The sequence below is a fragment of the Flavobacterium sp. UBA2787 genome, assembly GCA_002352205.1.
GTDB lineage: Bacteria > Bacteroidota > Bacteroidia > Flavobacteriales > Flavobacteriaceae > Flavobacterium.
The window spans coordinates 172,997-192,991 of record DEHZ01000005.1 but is presented as its reverse complement, the minus strand read 5'-3'; the positions used below and the strand labels follow the sequence as shown (position 1 = coordinate 192,991).

The 19,995-nt window shown below is 35.5% G+C and carries 18 protein-coding genes; 11 read left to right on the top strand and 7 right to left on the bottom strand.

Going from position 1 to position 19,995, the window contains the following annotated elements:
• Positions 1-10: 10 nt before the first annotated feature.
• The 3 genes from B4N66_RS04905 to ileS are packed head-to-tail and all read right to left on the bottom strand — an operon-like array spanning position 11 to position 4,420.
• Positions 11-622 (bottom strand): hypothetical protein, encoded by a 612-nt coding sequence (locus tag B4N66_RS04905; protein WP_291092777.1) that lies wholly within the window; start codon positions 620-622, stop codon positions 11-13.
• 9 nt (positions 623-631) lie between these two features.
• Positions 632-1,012: a TraR/DksA family transcriptional regulator gene (locus B4N66_RS04900; RefSeq protein ID WP_248436497.1), complete on the bottom strand. Its 381-nt coding sequence runs from the start codon at positions 1,010-1,012 to the stop codon at positions 632-634.
• A 6-nt stretch (positions 1,013-1,018) separates the two neighbouring features.
• Positions 1,019-4,420: an isoleucine--tRNA ligase gene (gene ileS, locus B4N66_RS04895; RefSeq protein WP_291092774.1), complete on the bottom strand. Its 3,402-nt coding sequence runs from the start codon at positions 4,418-4,420 to the stop codon at positions 1,019-1,021.
• A gap of 505 nt (positions 4,421-4,925) precedes the next feature.
• Between ileS and B4N66_RS04890 the strand changes: the two genes are divergently transcribed.
• Both B4N66_RS04890 and B4N66_RS04885 read left to right on the top strand, forming a co-directional pair.
• A complete protein-coding gene (locus B4N66_RS04890; protein WP_291092772.1) occupies positions 4,926-5,279 on the top strand; it encodes a cupin domain-containing protein in 354 nt (117 codons plus the stop codon).
• 48 nt (positions 5,280-5,327) lie between these two features.
• Entirely contained in the window at positions 5,328-5,888 is a 561-nt protein-coding gene (locus tag B4N66_RS04885; protein WP_291092771.1) for a helix-turn-helix domain-containing protein, read from the top strand.
• 219 nt (positions 5,889-6,107) lie between these two features.
• Here the strand turns inward: B4N66_RS04885 and recO are convergent, their stop codons facing one another.
• Positions 6,108-6,821, bottom strand: coding sequence for a DNA repair protein RecO (recO, locus tag B4N66_RS04880; protein ID WP_291092769.1), 714 nt, complete (start codon positions 6,819-6,821; stop codon positions 6,108-6,110).
• A gap of 415 nt (positions 6,822-7,236) precedes the next feature.
• On the bottom strand, positions 7,237-8,688 hold the full coding sequence (locus B4N66_RS04875) for a carboxypeptidase-like regulatory domain-containing protein (RefSeq protein ID WP_291092766.1): 1,452 nt from the start codon (positions 8,686-8,688) through the stop codon (positions 7,237-7,239).
• Between the two features lie 149 nt (positions 8,689-8,837).
• Between B4N66_RS04875 and B4N66_RS04870 the strand changes: the two genes are divergently transcribed.
• From B4N66_RS04870 to B4N66_RS04845, 6 genes are all read left to right on the top strand, one after another.
• Positions 8,838-9,044 carry a hypothetical protein gene (locus B4N66_RS04870; protein ID WP_291092765.1) on the top strand — a complete coding sequence of 69 codons (207 nt, stop codon included), beginning with the start codon at positions 8,838-8,840 and terminating at the stop codon, positions 9,042-9,044.
• A 36-nt stretch (positions 9,045-9,080) separates the two neighbouring features.
• Positions 9,081-9,329 carry a hypothetical protein gene (locus tag B4N66_RS04865; protein WP_291092764.1) on the top strand — a complete coding sequence of 83 codons (249 nt, stop codon included), beginning with the start codon at positions 9,081-9,083 and terminating at the stop codon, positions 9,327-9,329.
• Between the two features lie 77 nt (positions 9,330-9,406).
• Positions 9,407-10,624, top strand: coding sequence for a DNA cytosine methyltransferase (locus B4N66_RS04860; protein ID WP_291092763.1), 1,218 nt, complete (start codon positions 9,407-9,409; stop codon positions 10,622-10,624).
• Positions 10,624-12,798 (top strand): ATP-binding protein, encoded by a 2,175-nt coding sequence (locus B4N66_RS04855; RefSeq protein WP_291092762.1) that lies wholly within the window; start codon positions 10,624-10,626, stop codon positions 12,796-12,798. Before B4N66_RS04860 ends, B4N66_RS04855 begins: the two co-directional genes overlap by 1 nt.
• 15 nt (positions 12,799-12,813) lie before the next feature.
• Positions 12,814-14,223, top strand: coding sequence for a hypothetical protein (locus tag B4N66_RS04850; RefSeq protein ID WP_291092761.1), 1,410 nt, complete (start codon positions 12,814-12,816; stop codon positions 14,221-14,223).
• Positions 14,224-14,246: 23 nt separating this feature from the next.
• Positions 14,247-14,954 (top strand): PmeII family type II restriction endonuclease, encoded by a 708-nt coding sequence (locus tag B4N66_RS04845; RefSeq protein ID WP_291092760.1) that lies wholly within the window; start codon positions 14,247-14,249, stop codon positions 14,952-14,954.
• Positions 14,955-14,956: 2 nt separating this feature from the next.
• Here B4N66_RS04845 and dcm read toward each other — a convergent pair whose 3' ends face one another.
• Positions 14,957-16,192: a DNA (cytosine-5-)-methyltransferase gene (dcm, locus tag B4N66_RS04840; RefSeq protein WP_414654089.1), complete on the bottom strand. Its 1,236-nt coding sequence runs from the start codon at positions 16,190-16,192 to the stop codon at positions 14,957-14,959.
• Positions 16,193-16,301: 109 nt separating this feature from the next.
• Between dcm and B4N66_RS04835 the strand changes: the two genes are divergently transcribed.
• Both B4N66_RS04835 and B4N66_RS04830 read left to right on the top strand, forming a co-directional pair.
• A complete protein-coding gene (locus tag B4N66_RS04835) occupies positions 16,302-16,493 on the top strand; it encodes a hypothetical protein (protein WP_291092757.1) in 192 nt (63 codons plus the stop codon).
• Between the two features lie 4 nt (positions 16,494-16,497).
• The gene (locus tag B4N66_RS04830; RefSeq protein ID WP_291092756.1) at positions 16,498-16,764 is read left to right on the top strand and encodes a hypothetical protein; all 267 of its coding nucleotides are present in this window, start codon (positions 16,498-16,500) and stop codon (positions 16,762-16,764) included.
• Positions 16,765-16,792: 28 nt separating this feature from the next.
• Here the strand turns inward: B4N66_RS04830 and B4N66_RS04825 are convergent, their stop codons facing one another.
• Entirely contained in the window at positions 16,793-17,209 is a 417-nt protein-coding gene (locus tag B4N66_RS04825; RefSeq protein ID WP_291092755.1) for a helix-turn-helix domain-containing protein, read from the bottom strand.
• Positions 17,210-17,379: 170 nt separating this feature from the next.
• Here B4N66_RS04825 and B4N66_RS04820 point away from each other — a divergent pair, with 170 nt between their 5' ends.
• On the top strand, positions 17,380-19,032 hold the full coding sequence (locus B4N66_RS04820) for a hypothetical protein (RefSeq protein WP_291092754.1): 1,653 nt from the start codon (positions 17,380-17,382) through the stop codon (positions 19,030-19,032).
• Positions 19,033-19,995 lie beyond the last annotated feature (963 nt).

Here is a 19,995-nt window from a genome sequence, read left to right as displayed (position 1 = left end):
TAGTTAATGTCTATTTTCCACAATTTTCATCATATAATTGACCAATGTAGGCATAGCCTTTTTCTTTAATCACTTTTTTGTCCAATAGTTTAACCAATTCCGGACAATCATTTTTCATATTTCTTTTTAATTCGGCTTTTGCCATAGCAAAAGAAGGTGTACCAATCCACTCACTAAAAATAAACAAGGGCAAATCATACTTTTCATTAATGATTAAGTAATTTTTGATAGTCATTGTATGCATCATATTTCCGCGGGGAACCTGAGCAGTAGTATAAGAATAATAAAGCTTGCTTTTTCCTTCATAACAAAGTCCTAGCCAAGCTTTTTCGGACTCTTTTAACTTTCCTGTCAATCCCGCATGATAATAGGTCTTGGTTGTAATATAACGAATGCCTACGCCATCATCCGTATCAAAATAAAGACCTTTAACCAAGTCAATACTTATTTTTTCTGTTTTAGCTTTTGGTTCTGTTCTGAACTTTAATTTACTATCATTTCCATACGGAAATTCAGCAAAACCTCTTTGCTCCGTACCGTCTTCAAATGTTACGGTTACCTTATAAAAATCAGATGCCTCTAAAAATAAAGGCATCAGGAATAAAATTATAATGTATTTCATGTCGAAAATTTATCGTTGCATATTCTTCGCTTCAATACTCATCGTAGCATGTGGAACCAATTTCAAACGTTCTTTTGAAATTAATTTACCCGTTACTTTGCAAACGCCATACGTTTTGTTTTCTACTCTAAAAAGAGCATTCTTTAAATCGCGGATAAACTTTTCTTGACGAATAGCTAATTGTGAGTTGGCTTCCTTGCTCATTGTTTCGCTACCTTCTTCAAATGCTTTGAACGTTGGCGATGTATCATCGGTTCCGTTATTCAAATCATTCATATAGGCACTTTTGATTAGTTCCAAATCGTTTTGAGCTTTCTCAATTTTTTTTAGGATAATTTCTTTGAACTCAGCCAAATCGGCTTCTGAGAATCGTACTACTTCATCTGTCATATTAATCTATTTTGAAATTATTATTAGTGTTTTTATATCATCAAACTCAATTTCCGTACCATTTTCGAGATGGTCTTCAAAAACGAGCAATTCGGTTAACGTTTCGGACTTTATATACGTTTCATTTGCGATTATGGCTTCCTCTAAAACACCATTTCTCATCAATTGAACTTTTATTTTATCAGTAACTTCAAAACCACTGTCCTTTCTAAGGTTTTGAATGCGATTGACTAACTCTCTGGCAATCCCTTCTTTTCGCAATTCATCCGATATGGTAATGTCTAAAGCAACCGTAATTCCGTTTGCATTGGCAACCAACCAACCCGGGATATCTTGCGATGAAATCTCCACATCATCTTGTGTTAAAGTTATTGAATTTCCCGAAATAACAAGCGTACAGCTACCTTCTCGATCTAATTCATTAATTTGCTCCTGCGAAAATCCCTGTATCTCTTTGGCAATCAACCCCATATCTTTTCCGAAACGAGGGCCTAAAGCTTTAAAATTAGGCTTGATTTGCTTTACTAAAACACCGGAAGCATCATCCAATAACACCACTTCTTTCACGTTTACTTCGGCTTTTATCAGGTCGGAAACTGCTTCAATTTCTGCACGCTGATTTTCGTCAAGTATCGGAATCATTACCTTTTGCAATGGTTGACGTACCTTAATCATCTCCTTCTTACGAAGTGATAAAACCAACGACGAAACCGTTTGTGCTTTCATCATTTTACTCTCCAACGATTTATCAACATATTTTTCAACATAATTCGGGAAATCGGCCAAATGTACGCTGTCAAAATTTTCTGAATGTGTTGCCTGTGTTAAATCTCTGTAAAGCCTATCCATAAAGAAAGGAGCGATTGGAGCTGATAATTTAGCAACCGTAATTAAACACGTATATAAGGTTTGATACGCGGCAATTTTATCGGTACCGTAGTCGCCTTTCCAAAATCTTCTTCGGCATAAACGAACGTACCAGTTACTTAAATTCTCCTGAACAAAGTCGGAAATCGCTCTCGCCGCTCTTGTTGGTTCGTAATCAGCATAACTTTCATCCACCAATTGAACCAACGTTTGCAATTCGGATAAAATCCAACGGTCAATTTCAGGTCTTTCAGTTAATGGAACTTCTTCTTCTTTATACGTGAATCCATCTATGTTCGCATACAACGAAAAGAAGGAATAGGTATTATATAATGTGCCGAAAAACTTTCGTCTGACTTCGGCAACACCTTCAATATCAAACTTTAAATTATCCCACGGATTCGCATTGGCAATCATATACCAACGTGTGGCATCCGGACCGTATTCGGCTAAAGTGGTAAATGGATCAACGGCGTTTCCGAGACGTTTGGACATTTTTTGTCCGTTTTTGTCTAACACTAATCCATTGGAAACCACATTTTTATACGCAACTTTATCAAAAACTAAGGTTCCGATTGCGTGTAAAGTATAAAACCATCCACGCGTTTGGTCAACACCTTCGGCAATAAAATCAGCCGGAAAATCTTTTCCTTCATCAATTTTTTCTTTGTTTTCAAAAGGATAATGCCATTGAGCATAAGGCATCGCACCAGAGTCGAACCAAACGTCAATTAAATCGGCTTCCCGTTTCATTGGTTTTCCTGATTTGGAAACTAATGTGATGGCATCGACCACATTTTTATGCAAATCAACTAAATCATAGTTTTCTTCGCTCATATTACCAATTTCAAAACCTTTGAACGGATTTTCTTTTTGGAAACCTGCTTCAACCGATTTTTCAATGGCGTAATACAGTTCTTCAACCGATCCAATTAAAACTTCTTCGGTTTTGTCTTCTGTTCGCCAAATTGGTAACGGAATTCCCCAATACCGTGAACGGGATAAATTCCAGTCGTTGGCGTTTTTTAACCAGTTTCCGAAACGACCTTCGCCGGTTGCTTTTGGCTTCCAGTTGATGGTATCGTTCAAATCGAACATTCTGTCTTTGATTTCGGTTACTTTGATGAACCAAGAATCTAACGGATAATATAACAACGGTTCATCAGTTCGCCAACTGTGCGGATAACTGTGAACGTATTTTTCAACTTTAAATGCTTTATTTTCCTCTTTTAGTTGAATGGCAATTTCAACATCGGCAGAACGTTCCGGTGCTTGTCCGGCATCATAATATTCATTTTTAACGTATTTGCCGGATAAATCACCTAAACCTTGGATGAATTTTCCTTGTAAATCAACTAAAGGAACAGGATTTCCGTTTGCATCCAACACTAACATTGGCGGAACTTCCGGTGTAGCTTCTTTGGCCACTTTCGCATCATCGGCACCAAAAGTCGGAGCGGTGTGAACAATTCCGGTTCCATCTTCAGTCGTCACAAAATCACCTGAAATTACCCTAAATGCATTTTCCGGGTTTTGATAAGGTAAAACCAATGGCATTAATTGTTCGTAGCGAATTCCGACTAAATCTGAACCTTTGCATTCGGTTAAAATTTGATAAGGAATGTTTTTATCACCTTCTTTGAAATTTTCAAAATCAGAAATTTCTGTTGAAACAAAAAATCCTTTTCCGAATTGTTTACCAACTAAATTTTTAGCTAGAATAACGTTTGTTGGTTGATAGGTATATTGGTTAAAAGTCTTTACTAAAACATAATCAATTTTAGGTCCAACCGTTAACGCCGTATTACTCGGCAACGTCCAAGGAGTGGTTGTCCAAGCTAAAATATGAATAGCACCAAAACCTTGTAGAAAGTTCGGTAATGTTTCCGGTTTTGTTTTGAATTGTGCCACAACCGTTGTATCGGTCACATCTCTATAACTTCCGGGCTGATTCACTTCGTGTGAAGATAAACCTGTTCCCGCTTTTGGTGAATACGGTTGAATCGTGTAACCTTTATACAACAAATCTTTATCATAAATCTGTTTCAACAACCACCAAACCGACTCCATGTATTTGGATTTATAAGTCACATACGGATCTTCCATATCGACCCAATAACCCATTTTTTCGGTTAGGTCGTTCCACACGTCGGTGTAACGCATAACGGTTTTTTTACACGCTTCGTTGTATTCTTCAATCGAAATTGTTTTTCCGATGTCTTCTTTGGTAATGCCTAATTCTTTTTCAGTGCCTAATTCTACCGGCAAACCGTGTGTATCCCAGCCGGCTTTTCGTTTTACTTGAAATCCTTTTTGGGTTTTATAACGGCAAAAAATATCTTTAATCGCACGAGCCATCACGTGGTGAATTCCCGGCAAACCGTTGGCCGAAGGAGGTCCTTCAAAAAACACATACGGTTGTTGCCCTTCACGGGTGGTGATGCTTTGTTCAAAAATGTGGTTTTCCTTCCAATAAGTAAGCACTTCAGATGCCACAGTTGGCAAGTCAAGTCCTTTGTATTCAGTGAATTTCGTGCTCATAGTCTCGCGTTCTAAAAAATCAATTTGCGAAAGTAATGATTTTTGAGATAATATGGTAATATAATGAGTCAATGAGTCAATGTGTCAATGTGTCAATTGGTGATGAGTCAATTGTATGTGCTTAGAGATTATAATTTGACGTTGAAATGACTGCTAAATTTGCGGTAATAAATCCGCTTCAATTCATTATAGCGAAGCTATCAAATCTGTGAAAATCAGCGTTTAGCGATAGCTAATCTGTTTAATCCGTGTTCCATTAGACAAAGTGAAGCGTTTTGATTGTCTCCTTTTCTTCTCAAAATCGTTTTTTTGGGTTAAAAATAGTATCCGAAGTAAGATTATCCAAAGTAATTTGATAAGAAAAGATGTATTCTTCAGGTAATTATACCTTTAAATGGTAATTATACAATTAATAATCAATTAATTGTAATCATATAGATAAAATATAGTCGACCTTTGTATAGGAATAATACTGTAAGTCAACAAAAAAATTATTCAAAATAAGATGAAAAAACCGAATGACAATTTAGAATTAGAAAAAGCCAAAATTCATATTGTAGTTGAGATTATAGAATATATGAAAAATGCCGTGGTGAGCAGAACAATTATAAAAAAAACAACCGGAAATGTAACCGTTTCCTCGTTTGATGCCGGCGAAGAATTAGATGAAAAAACATCACCGTTTGATATGTACATTCAAATCATTGATGGTGTGGCCGAATTAACATTAGAAGGTAAAAAACTTATGTTAAAGCTTGGAGATGGAATTGTAATTCCCGCCCATTCAAAGCATCATTTCAATGCCAATGAACAATTTAAAATGATATCAACCGTAATAAAAAGTGGTTATGAAGATTAAATGAGCACACTCAGCAACGCTACTGTTGCTGATAAAAATTAAACAACTATGATTCTGTATATCAAATACATGATTAGTCTTCGTTGCAAAATGATGGTTAGAGAAGAATTGAAAAAATTGAACTTAGACTATCTTAATATCGATTTAGGTGTGGTTGAAATTTTGGGTGAAATCTCACCCGAAAGATGGGAGTTGTTGAGAGAGAATTTAGCCAAGTCCGGGCTGGAATTATTAGATGACAAAAGAGCTATTTTAATTGAACGGATAAAAAATGTGATTGTTGAGATGGTTCACTATACTGATGAAATTCCGAAAGTGAATTATTCCGATTATATAAGTGAAAAATTACATCATGATTATACCTATTTGTCTAATATTTTTTCGGAAGTCAAAGGAATTACCATTCAACACTATATTATTATGCACAAAATTGAGCGTGTAAAAGAGTTGTTGTTGTATGATGAATTGAATTTAACCGAAATCGCTTTTATGTTAAATTACAGTAGTGTTGCCCATTTGTCCAATCAATTTAAAAAGATTACCGGACTTTCTCCCTCTTTTTTCAAACAGATGAAGTATAAAAGGAATAAAAATTTGGAGAATATTTAATTCATTAAAAAATAGTAAAACATCCTTGATTGGGTGTTTTTTTGTTTTTATAAAAGATTATTTATTTTACTAGTAATAAATCCGTGAAAATCTATTATAGAGAAGCTATCAAATCTGTGAAAATCAGCGGTTAGCGATAGCTAATCAGCAAAATCCGTGTTCCATTAAAAAAGCGAAGCGTCTTTGTGCCATTTGTAGTTAAAAAACCTCAGCAACTCATCATGAAAACACCTCCCCCAACACCTCCAACGACTTCGGCCTCTTAAACCCATCCAAATGAAACGCATAATAATCCAACAGAATTTTAAGTAAAACCTGTCGTTCAGCAGCAACAAAGCATTTTGATTCGCTGTTGAATTTTAATTCAATCAATTTTTTAAATAAAATCGTTTCGTGTTCCGAAAGGCAACTGATGCCGTGATAGTTCGTAAAAACGCCTTCTGTCAATTCAAAAAAAGTAGCGTCTGTTTGCGACACATCGGGATAAAATCCTAAAAAACGAGTCATTCCCAACAATAAAATCAAGTGAAAATTGACCACTTCATCGTGGCCATCCAACCACAGCAAAGCCGTTTCTAAATAATCAAAAAAAGCCTCGTTTTTTTCTTCTTCTTTGATGCAATGATGCAACACTTCCGACAGAAAAAGAGCCATCGAACTTTTGACAATATCATTATGCAAACTCACAAACGGCTGACTGATTCTAATTTCCTTAAAGTACTCCAGCTTGCCTTGATTTTTGTGCGTCGCCTCAATTTCCAACAACGTCAACGGCTGAAAATATCCAATTTTCTGTTGACTCTTGCGAGCCGAAAACGCATTAGGCACAAAATAACTCTTTAATCCATCCGTTCGTGTCAAACACTTCACAATCAGGGATTTTTCCTGATATTTTAAGGTTGAAATAACGATGGCTTTGGTTTTGACTTGCATGCTGTAAAAGTAAACGTTATGAAGTAGGTTTCCAAAAGTCTTTCAGCCTTAAATTTAAAAAAGAGACTTGAAAATCCTCTGTGTTTTCTGTGATTTCTGTGAGAAAAAAAATAGCTAAGCTACGTCAACTACAAAAATCCGCGTTCCATTAAAAAATTTAGAATCCACACCCCCAACCCCTCTCCATCCGCCTTCGGACGAGACAAAAAGGAGAGGAGAGACGAGACATTGAAAACACTACTAACCTAATAGTTTTTAATCCGCTTCAATCCATAATAGCGAAGCTATCAAAATCCGCAAAAATCCGCGTTTTGCATAGCAAATCCATTCAATCCGCGTTCCATTTAAAAAAAGTGAAGCGTCCTTGTGCCCTTTGCGAACTCCTTTGTGCTCTTTGCGGTTAAAAAAAAGGAAGCTACTCCCCCTTAAAACTCCGCACCGCCTCCGTTGCCTCAAGTATCGTATATTCACTCCAATACTTCGGATCATACTGCCGCTTCACATCATAAAAAATATAGCCCGGTTCAAAAGGTTTCACCTCTCCCTCTTGCGGCTCCGTTTCAACGGCGATAATTTCATCTGCAACACCCGTGGTCATTTCGACCAAAAAGTTAAGCTTCATTTTCTTGCGTTCACGCCTTTTCGGATGATTTTCTGTAAATGAAAGACTCCGATCGATATAGATATAACTGGCATTGTACTTTTTTATAAATTGCGGATAATACGTGCCCGACGGTGTTTTTTTCATCAGCACTTCCATCTTATTGTCAAACGAATTAAATTTTACACCTAGCATCCACTTGAGGTTTAGTTTAAAATCACTTTTTTCAGGAGCCAGTTCATACGTATAATACACCAACCCAAAATCATCGGTGTTGATAAAAAGTTCGCCCACATACTTGGCCTTGTTCTTTCTAGGTTGAAACGTGAGGTGATAACACGACATCCCGTTTACAGTTTGCGTACCCTGAAGGGTGTACTCGTAACTGTCTTGCTTACGGATAAAATCCCGTTGGCCGATAAAACCATAACCCAAGGCATAAAAACCGTTACTGTTTTTCAGTGTGTCGGCGGCATTGGCATCACTGCTGATTTCCTTCATCGATGCCTTTTTTTCCAGCGGAATAATACCCGAATTGATGCGATAGGTATAAGGTGATTCCAATTGCTTGAAAGTATGTTCAAAAAATTTATCCTGAAAATTATCCATGTTCAAGCCGTTGCCATCTATTAATTTCAGTGCTTTCAGGTGGTTGGTCACCATACCTTTTGGTGTGAGATACACATCGGTAATGGTTTCGGTAAAGCCGGTGATTTCTTTGTTATTGAATTTTTTTTCAAACGCCTCAATCTTTTCCTGCAGTTCTTTTTTGTTAGCAAAACTGATTTTTTTAAGGTCTACTTCAAACCGTTTGGGCAGATATGTTTCTTTGGTTCGGCTGAAATACCGCACCCGAACACCGGACACTGCATGGTTTTTACTACTGTTCTCCACATACTTTTGTAGAATTTGCGAAGCGGTTAAGGTGGGACCCAACACGACTTCTTTCAGCAACAACGCAGAAGGTTCGAGAGCAATCACCGGTTGGCGAATCAAGTCTTTGATGGCGATATGTATTTCCTGGTACCCGATATGCGTAATATGCACCAACGCTTCTGGCGGAAAATCCTTTTGCAGGAGTGAAAAATCCCCTTCCTGATTGGTAATGACCCCATAATTGGGTGAAAGTTGCACCGAAGCATACCCAATGGGCTCTTGCGTTTGAGCATCAACAATTTTGCCTTTGAGCACTTGAGCGGAAAGGTTTGTACACGACCAAAAACAGCTACTCAACACCAAGCATAACAAAGTAAAGGTATAGTTCATATTTAATTTGTAAGGTTTCTTCCGTAAACTTACACAAAAGGAAAAGAGGTTGGTGCGGTTTTAAATTTATTTTAAGGTTTTTATTTTTTGTAAAAAATGAAAACCAAAGCAAGTTAGATGCATATTTTCACAATCTGATCGCACTCAAATTGAGCAATCTTCTCATTCATTCGCAGGAGGAATCTCTACACTATCTTGTCATTCCGACGAAGGAGGAATCTCACCACCATCTTGTCATTCCGACGCAGGAGGAATCTCATTACAAAAACACAATTATTCCAAAATGGAATAGCGAATTGTATTTACGAATATTGCAAAATATTTACTGTGGCATACTATTGTATGCTGTTCATTAAATTAATAATTGATAATTTTGATAAAAATCAAAAACCATGAAACCACTATTGAAATATTCATCCGCAGAATACTGGGATTTTATTGAAAAATATTACCCGCTTTACTACAGTTGTGATGATGTTTCAATGTGCAATCTTTTAAGTCGTAAACTTCATGGATACCCAATCTCAACAGAAGATGAAGCGTACATTGAAGGTTGGGATTTCAAAGAAGAACTCATTAAAATTGAAACGAAATTGTTTCAAATTGCTTTAGAGAATTATTTTGAGTTGGTTTATTATTAAGAAAAAATTAACCGTGCACACGCTTTTTTTGTATATTATAAGATTTTTATATATACTTTTGTTAATAATGTTTTTTTATGGCTAACGAACTTAACTTCATTGACCTGTTCGCAGGAGCATCTGGAATGTCTGAAGGTTTTGTAAATGCTGGATTTAATCCTGTTGCACACATTGAAATGAACCCTGAAGCTTGTCAAACTATAAAGACAAGAGCAGCCTATCATTATTTAAAATCCAACAATAATCTTGATTTATATTATCAGTATATCAAAGGAGAAATTTCGAAAGAAATGTTCTTTAATGAAATACCAAATGAAATTGTTGATAGTGTTCTGAATATTGAGATTAATGATGATACGATTGAAGATATTTTTAAAAAAATAAAAACGTCTAACAAAAAAATTGATTTAATAATTGGCGGTCCACCTTGTCAGGCGTATTCTTTGTTGGGAAGACATCAGGAAGACATTGAAAATGATCCAAGAAATAAATTATATATTCAATACGGTCGTTTTTTAAACCATTTTAAACCAAGAGCATTTGTCTTTGAAAATGTCCCCGGAATGTTAAGTGCAAACAAAGGTCAGCATTTTAAAAATCTTAAAGCTTACTTCCGAAGAATTGGTTATGAAGTTTATCACGATACACTTAACGCCGCCGATTTCGGAGTAGTTCAAGCACGCAAGCGAATTATAATTGTTGGTTGGAAAAAAGAAAAAGATTTTGGATTTCCAGAATTTGAAAAGATTGTAAAACAATTTACGGTGAATGATGCTTTTGCTGATTTACCAGTTTTAAAGCCCGGTGAAGGATTCAAAAAAGTTAATTACACTGAAAATAAAAACGAATATTTACAACATTTTGAACTTCGAAATGGTGTTGATTTTGTAACCCAACACATTTCAAGACCTCACAATCCAAGAGATTTAGCTATCTATAAAACCGCTATTCAAAAATGGAATAAAGGAAAAGAGCGATTGAAATACCCAGATTTACCAGAAGAACTTAAATCACATAAAAATCAAAGCTCTTTTATTGATCGATATAAAGTCGTTGACGGAACAGGAGTGGCTCATACCGTAGTGGCTCATATTGCAAAAGATGGTCACCACTATATTCATCCTGACATTAAACAATGTCGTTCTATTTCTGTTCGAGAAGCAGCAAGGTTACAATCCTTCCCAGATGATTTTTATTTTGAAGGTTCTCGTTCAGCAGCATTTAAACAAATCGGTAATGCAGTACCGCCTTTGATGGCTAATGCAATTGCTAAAAAAATGAAAGAATTACTATAATGGATTTAAAATCGCAAAAGAATTTTTTTCAACCCAGAGCAAGACTATTGCTTCAGCTTGGCGACAAGTTAATTAAGAATGAAAATATCGCATTGTTAGAATTAATCAAAAATTCTTATGATGCTGATTCTCGTTGGGCAAAAGTTAAATTAAGAAATGTAGGTGATAAAAAAAACGGATATATTGAAATTTTGGACGAAGGAGAAGGAATGGATATAGAAATAATCGAAAATGTTTGGTTAGAACCCGGAAGCGATTACAAAGAAAATTTATTTAGAAAGAAAGTTAGAACCCCAAAATACAATAGATTGCCAATTGGAGAAAAAGGAATTGGACGATTTGGAGTTCATAAATTAGGAACTAAGATCGAATTAGTATCAAAAAGAAAAGATAAAAATGAAGTTGTTGTAAAAATAGATTGGGATGAATTTGCAAAAAACAAATATTTAAAAGATGCGAAATTTGATGTTTTTGAAAGAACAAATCCGGAATATTTTAAAGGAAATAAAACCGGAACAAAGATAGTTGTTTCTGGTTTAAGAAGTGAATGGGATAAAAGAATGATTCGTGAATTATACAAATCAGTTTTTACTTTAAATTCACCTTTTCACAAAACAGGAAAGTTTAAAGTAGAACTAGAAACTGATGACTCTAAAGCTCTTGAAAAAATGCCAAAATGGGAGGATGTGCAAAAGTTTGCATTGTGGCATTTTAAATGTGAAATTGAAGGACATGAAATCAAAAAATTTTTATACGAATTTACTCCATGGGATAGTTTAACAGGAATAAAAGAAAGAAAATTAACTGAAGAAGATGACTATATTAGCGATAGATCAACTTTAGTTTATGAAGAAAAAATTAATGGAAAAAAGAAAGAAACTATTTTAAATTTATCAAAAAACTATGGTGATAATGAAAATCCAAAATCCATAGGTTCAATAAGTTTTGAAGGATATATTTTTGACAGAGATAAATTAACTCTTGATTTAAGCAATCATCAAGGTGTTGCATTATTAAAAGAGTATCTTGATGAACAGGGAGGAATTAGGGTTTATAGGAATAATATAAGAATTAACGAATATGGAGAAAAAGGGAATGACTGGTTAAACTTAGATATGAGAAGAGTAAATATTCCCGCAAAAAGAGTCAGTAATAATATTATACTTAGTGTAATTGATTTAAATGAAGAAAAAAGCTCTGCTTTAATTGAAAAGACAAACAGAGAAGGATTTATAGAAAATGAAGCATTTAATGATTTTTGTACTGCAATATTATACACTTTAAATATAATTGAAACTCTTAGAAAAGATGATAAAGACTCTATAAGAAGAAAATTTAATCCAACAGAAAAACAAGAGCCCGTTATCAGTAGTTTAGGAAAGTTAAGAGATTTGGTTGATTCAAAAGTTCAGCCAGAGTCAGTAAAAATTGAGATTACAAAACATCTTGTAAAAATTGAAGAAGATTACAATCATATTAATGAAGTTCTTTTAAGTAGTGCAGGTGTTGGATTAACAATGGGCGTTGGTATACATGAAGTACAAAAAGTTATAGCTGAATTAAATTATTTAGTTAAAGAAGAATCCGTTCCCGAAAACATATTAAATTTAGTTAAACATCTAGATGAGTTAATTGAAAATTATAGTGATTTATTTAGACAAGCAAAAAACCAAGAGGAAGACTCTGTAAAATTAATTAACGGTGCATTATTTAATGTTGAATATAGACTTAAAGCACATGATATTCACATAATCAAAAATTATCAAAATAAATTAAATGAAAAGATTGTATGTAGTAAAAGACTAATGCTTGGTGCAATAGTTAATATAATTGACAACTCTATTTATTGGTTAGAAAGGAAAAGAAAAAAAATTGATGTAAGTAATACAAAATTTGAAAAGAAAATTTTAATAGACCTATACAATAATAAAAATCACATTGATATTTTAATTGCAGATAATGGTTTTGGTTTTGGATTACCTACCTATCAACTTACCAAACCCTTTGTAAGCGACAAAACTGTTGGAATGGGATTAGGTCTGCATATTGTTAGTGAAGTAATGAAAATTCAAAATGGTCAAATTCTATTTCCTGAAGTTGGAGAATATGATTTAGATGAAGATTTCGAACACGGAGCTGTAGTTGTATTAAGATTAAACAGAAAGACTATTTAACAAAAAAAGAAAAATATGGTTCTACCAACTAATGGAAAAGTTGTAGTTTTTGATGATAAATATGAAGAAGTAAAAGCATTATTAACTGCGTTAAGTAAACAAAAAATACCTTATTTTTATTTTTATGAAGAAGATGGATCTGATTTACCTGACACACAAATTGAAAATGTTAGACTAGTTTTTTTAGATTTACTACTTGTCAATGACAACAGTGCTAAAGAAGAAAATATTATATCAGCAATTAGTGCAAGACTTACAAAAGTTTTAGAACCTAACAGTAATTATATACTTGTTTATTGGAGTACAAAAGAAGACAAATACGGCAATGCAATAAAAGTTGCTTTTGAAGATAGATTAAGCAAATATAAACCAATATTAACCATTAGTTTAGACAAAGTAAAAGCAAAGACACAAGAAGATCCAATAGCTTTTATCATCGATAATATTCATCAAAATGCTGAAGATTTTGAAGTACTAAAAGTTTTTTCATTTTGGGAAAATATTGTCAACAATTCTTCAGGTGAATTGATAAATAACTTTATAAATTTTATTGATAAAGATAAAAATTGGGATGATTCAGCAAAGTATTTACTATATAAATTAGCTAATGCTTATGGTGGTAAAGAAATAACTCAATTAAGTGAAATTGATAAAATTAAAAATTCTTTCTATACCCTAAATCATACTTTTATAGATACTTTAGAAAATAATATTAATAAATCTTTATATGGTAAAGAAGAGGAATTTATGAATGTTATATCTTCAAATGGTGATGACAGTTTTACTACTCTAATTAATAAAAAATTACTAATATCCGAAGATTCTTTTTCTGGTGATATACCAGGAACATTTTTTTTTATAGAAAATGAAATGCAAAATCAACTAGAATTAATAGAACTTAATCTGAAAAAAGTCAAAGATAACATTAAAATTCCTGAAGAAAGTAGAGAAAAAATTATTGCTAACGCAAGTGAAAAAGCTGTAAAGGAAATCGATAAAGTGAAATTAAAACAAGCAGCCTTAAAAACAAATTATAACAATATTGTCAATTCAATTCTAAGAGAAGAGAATAGAGGTATGCGTAGTGAAATTATACAAAACTCATTAAAAATAGAACTAAATATTTCCCCAATTTGTGATTATGCTCAGCAAAAAATGCCTTGTTGTAGAATTTTACCTGGTTTACTAATAAACAAAAAATATCCGATTGAGAGAGGAAATGCTTTTAATTATATTTCTGATGCTATAATTAATTATGGAGGAATTGATTATTTATTAGTTTTTGATTTTAGATATTTACATTCTGTTCTAAACGCAATTTCAAAGAAAAGAATTGCTGATTTTAAATTAAGACAACAATTATTAGCTGATATACAGGTGAAACTGGGGAGTCACATTAACAGAGCGGGTGTTTTATATTTATAAATATTTAAAATTTAGTAACCCAAATGAACAAAAAACAAAGAGATCAAATCATTGTAAATGCAAAAACTTTTTTCAGAAATGAAATAGTACAAAACCATATTGAAGGTGCGTGTGCAAGAGCAAGTAAACTGTCTGAATACAATGTCAATCCATTTCTTTTTAAATACTTAGCCAATTTTTTAACAGGTAATGATGATGCTGAAAGCATTGCTCGTGCTTTGGTATTACCAAGGATATTAGGTTCTTCCATCAATACCTCTTTTGGAATGAAAATACAGAGTCTAATTAGCACATTATTTCAAGGATTAGGCTCAACCACACAAGGAATCGATATTGAATTTATTGATGAGGTAGATGGTCGTAAAAAATACTGTCAATTAAAAGCAGGCCCAAACACGATTAATCATGATGATGTTAAAACAATTATAGATCATTTCAACGGAGTAAGATATCTTGCAAGAACTAATAAGTTAAAGATTGAATTAGACGACATGATTGTAGGTGTTGTCTATGGCGAAACAGCAGAATTAAGTTCGCATTATAAAAGAATCAGTGAACATTACCCAGTTCTTATTGGTCAAGATTTTTGGCATCGTCTAACAGGTGAAAAAAACTTTTACTTTGAGTTAATTGATGCACTTGGAGAAGTGGCTTTGGAAGTAGATGCGAGCCAAGTTGTAGAAAACACAATTCAAAAACTAGCCATTGAAATCCAAGCCAAGTATAAATAAGGTTACTTGGTTTTTTCTTGATAATACTCATTCAAAAACTTCACAATCGAATACCCCACCTCTTTACCTAAATTCACCGGAACCGCATTCCCAATTTGTTTGTATTGCTGAGCAATAGAACCTGCAAATTGCCAATCATCAGGAAAGGTTTGAATTCGTGCATATTCGCGAACGGTAAAAGGTCTAGTTTCTTCTGGGTGGCAACGTTCCGTTTGTTTTTGTGCTGGGCTACAGGTTAAGGTTAAACACGGTTCATCCCAACCAATTCGGCGAGCAATACCCGTCTTTCCACCGCCTAAATGAAAACTACCACCCATAAATTCTTTTTGAATATCGAGTGGCAAATCACGCCAGTAACCTTTTGGTGGAACTAAATCCAATACCTCAACTTTACTTTTAGGATATTTAGAACCTTCCGACTTTGGAACATCTGAGCTAAACAAATCACCTTTTTTCAGAGCATCGCTTAAATTGTAAATGCGTTTATATGGTTTTGGATAGTCATATTGTAGGTCAATATCTTTTCGAACACCCACCAAAATCAAACGCTCCCGCTTTTGAGGCACATTATAGTGAATCGCTTTTAACACTTGAACCGGCACTACATTATATCCAATTTCATCCAAAATGGAAATCATCCCTTGCAGTGTTTTGCCGTTTTCATGGCTCAACAAACCACGTACATTTTCACCAATGCAAATAGGTGGATTTACTTCTTTCACTACTCTAGCAAATTCATAAAAAAGTGTTCCTCTTGCATCATTTAGTCCAAGTTTTTTACCAGCATAACTAAACGCTTGGCAAGGAAAACCACCCGTAACCACATCTACTTTATCTTTGTATTCTGTAAAATCAAATTGTTTGATATCACCTTCCAAAACATTCCAGTTTGGTCGATTGTTTCGTAGTGTTTGACAAGCCCATTTATCCACATCATTCAAAGCCACACATTTTAATCCAGCTTTTTCCATACCTACTGCCAAACCGCCTGCCCCTGCAAAAAGTTCAATGACTGAATACGTGTGAATAGGTTCAACATAATTGGAAACTGTTTCTTTGACTTTTACATCAATAAAGCCTCCAAACAAATTATCTAAATCTGATTTTTTATATAAGCGATAATTGCTCATGGGTTCTCGAACCGCTAGTAATTTACCTTCGTTGTCCCATCTTCGTAATGTTTCTTTACTTTTACTAATGTATTCAGAAGCCTCAGAAAGTGTAAATAGCTCATCCATAACCAAATTGTTTAACCTTATACAATGGTTACAAATTTAAAAGAAAAATTGACGTAGCAAAATAAAAATATGATAAACTTTACTAATTTTATAAACACTGAAACTCTTTATGATTCCACACAAAAAATGCAACTGTCCTGAAGATGATTGGGAAGAAATTGTTGTGAAAGGAGATTTATATTTCCCGAACAAAACGGTAATTTATTACCACTGTGATTGCTGCGGTGAAGATTTCAGAATTGAAGATTTTGAAACGAGAACAGAAGTATTTATAACAACTTTATTATCAGAAAACCAGTAATAATATGACCCTCCTCCAAAAAATCCAACACCTCGAAAGTTACCTTCACCAATCCAACGAATCCTATTCCGATACATTCAAAGCTGACATTCTCCTCTACTTCAACGAAGATTTTACCGAAGAAAACCCTCAATTTGAATTTTTAAAAGAACTGCAAAGTAAAGAAGCAATTGAGCAGAAAGTTGACTTTCTTCTTTCGCAATTTGTAATTAAATTCGATTCGGAACAAGAAACAGAAGACGACTTTATCCACTACTATTTAGCCCAATAAAAAAGGATAGCTCTCACTATCCTTCCTTTTATTTTTTCAATTGCTCTAACAAAGTTACTTTCTCTTTTTCCGCTTCCAATAAGCGTTCATACAATTTTTTGTTTTCTTCGTAGGCTTCAATTAGTTTTTCTATTGGATTAAAATTATATGTATTACTACTTCCAAAAGCACCATTACTATGGCTAAAGTCAGATTCGTTAAATGTATTAAAGTAATTAAAGACAGCTTCCTCAGTAAATCGTTTAATCCCTTCCACACTCACTTCCAACGCAGTGGCAATCCGTTCTAACATCGCTTGCTCTACCTCTTCGCTGTTTTCAATCACACTCACCGATTGCTGGCTAATGCCTAAAGCTTGGGCCAGTGCTTCTTGTTTCATGCCGCGTAATTCGCGAATCTTGCTGATTTTTCGCCCGATATGTCCTGTTTTTTCTGCTGTGTTCATGGTTCAAAAATACTAAAATAAAAATCAAAAAGGGTTTGGTAAAGTACTACACGTGGCTGGTAAACTACTACTTCCACTGGTTGGCTACGGCAAAAACTGTGGCGAACTTGCGGTAGCGTTCTCACAAAAATACAAATTTTAGCGATTGTTTCACCCTAAAAAGCAAAATTATGAACCCATCCCATCTACACTGCCACAACCACCCCCACCAAGCAGCACTGGAAAAAGCCATCGAACAGATGCTCCTTTTTACACCGGTAGATTCCATCTACTTTTCACCTCATCTTGAAGACTGCACCACCGCAGGCGTGTTCCTCACCATCATCAGCGAGGATAGCCCGTTCGATTGGGATGAACTGGCTACCTACTTTCAACGATTGTATGCAGGCTTCCCCCAATTTGCCTTTCGGCTTTTTGGCAACTCATGGATCAAAGAAGAACTGCAAGACGGCAATCCCTTTTTTGTGATGCACTGCCAACAACAACACCTCATCTACAGTAGCGGAAACACCAAAGAACTCCACTACATCAGCAAACTTAAAACCAAACGCTTCCTAAAAAGCAGCGAACGACGTTTTGAAGTCGATAACCAATCAGCCTTTTTAGTCGGGCTCGATTTTAAGCACTACATGGCTGGGAACAACACCCTGATGGCTGCCTACAACGCCCACCAAAACATCAAATGGCTGTTCGTCACCGCCTCCAGTTTTTTAATCGGCGAGTGGTTTAACAGCAACGACTTAGCAGAACAGCAAAACTACCTCAACGCCTTTACTCCGCTCGCCGGCAAAATTTTTGACCCCGCCATTCCATCCGACGTTGAATTGCTAGACCTCTTAAACCAAGCCCGCCGAACCATTACACACAATACGGCTCCTCCTCAAATCACCACAGCACAACTAAAAATCGTAGAAGAAAAAAAAGAAATCCTCCGCAAAGAAGTACACCGCCTCTTCTATGCCACCCAAACCCGTTGCGAGGCACAACTCGCCCAACGCTTCATCAACACAAAAGAACCTAAACAACAACATAGGCTGGAAGAAGTGATTCACTACATCGTGCAAACGGTAGAGCCTTTAGGTATTTACAGCCTTGGAAAACGCACCCATCGGGAGTCGCTTCGCCAAACAATCCTCAACACCACCAAACAACGCACGTCCACTGCTCACCATTACCTCCTAATCATTGTCAACCGCATCGAGCCGGGCACCGCTGCCCAACTTGCCAACAGCATAAAAAACCAATTTGGCGGTCAACACACCGCCACCATCCTTTTACACAAAAAAACAGCCCTGAATCAAAAACCGGGCGACCAACAGCATTTCTTTTACAATGCCCTGTATCACGGCAAAGTGCTGTACCAGCATCCTACTACACCGCCTTACCTCACCTGCACAGATACCCCCATTCGCGACCTTTCCACCGCCCAACGTTTTTGGGAACAACGGCAAGCCACCGTTACCAAATTGCTGGAAACCCTTCCTGCCGGCTCGGAAAGAGGTAATAAAGTATACCTCTTTACGTTACACCAAAGCGTCATGCACACCTGCCTTGGCCTAATCCGTTTAATACTCGGTTACCGCCCCAATCACTTTTCACTGCCCTATTTGCTTGACTTATGCGACTTCTGTTCGCCACACCGCCTCACCGCTTTCCCTCGCCATAACGAAAAAGACAAAACCCTCCTTAAACTGCTCTCCAGCCACCTTGACCAATGGCATGCCAATGACTTCACCGAAATAGCACAACAAGACTATGAAACACTCCAAACCCATTGCCTAACCTTTATAGAACAATGCAAAACCACCGCAGAAAAGAGGTAACGGTTGTCTGTTATCCGTTGTCTGTTATCCGCCTAAATCTGTTTCATCCGTTCAATCCGTGGTGAATTACCCCTAAAAGTGCTCTCTATTCCGCTTTACCAACAGCCCACAACCAAAAAAAGCCACAGATCGAACGGATAAAACAGATTAGGACAGATTTTAGATCACAGAGAAAGCAAATAAAACATGTCATTTGTAAGTCAAATTATCGTTAATCAAACAACAGTCCACCACTTCCCAGCCCCAATTAACCCATCACCACATCGCCCAATTGCCTCATCGCCACATTGCCTCATCGCCCAATTGCCTCATCGCCACATTGCCTCATCGCCACATTGCCCCATTGTCTAATTACCCCATTGCCACATCAAAAAAAGCCACTCCGAAGAGCAGCCTTTTCCAACTAACAAATGTCTGTATGGCGTAGAATAATCAAGTCATAAAAAATAGCAAAATACTATTCCTCCAAATCAACTACGGCTTTTGCATTTTACAATTTTTTTGTGGTGAAGTGCACCACTGCTAAATTGTGTCGAATGCAGAGCAAAACTAGGGCAACCTCCCCAACAACGCAACTGATGTAGTGCTGGATTCTAGAATCCAATACCCCAAATTCCCGAATTTAGTACCTGCAAAAACGTGTTAACTGACTGACAAACAAAAATGTATAGCCTCGCGTCGAAAAAACAGCACAGTAAAAAATTACAATCGATGAATCCGGTAAATGAGTGGTGTTTTACACCCTAGTGAATCAAAAACTAAAAGAAAATCAAAGAAGAAAAAGAAAAAAGCAACAACCAAACTGCCAAGTTGTAAAACAACTTCATGCAATCAGAAGAAAGAAACTAAAAAAAAGATGCAACAACTACAAAATGTGCTACGTATAGAGATACAAAAGGTTAAGTTATTTCACGACGAAGCACAGAGCTATTTCCTCCATACCATCCCCCTATCCGAAGTAGG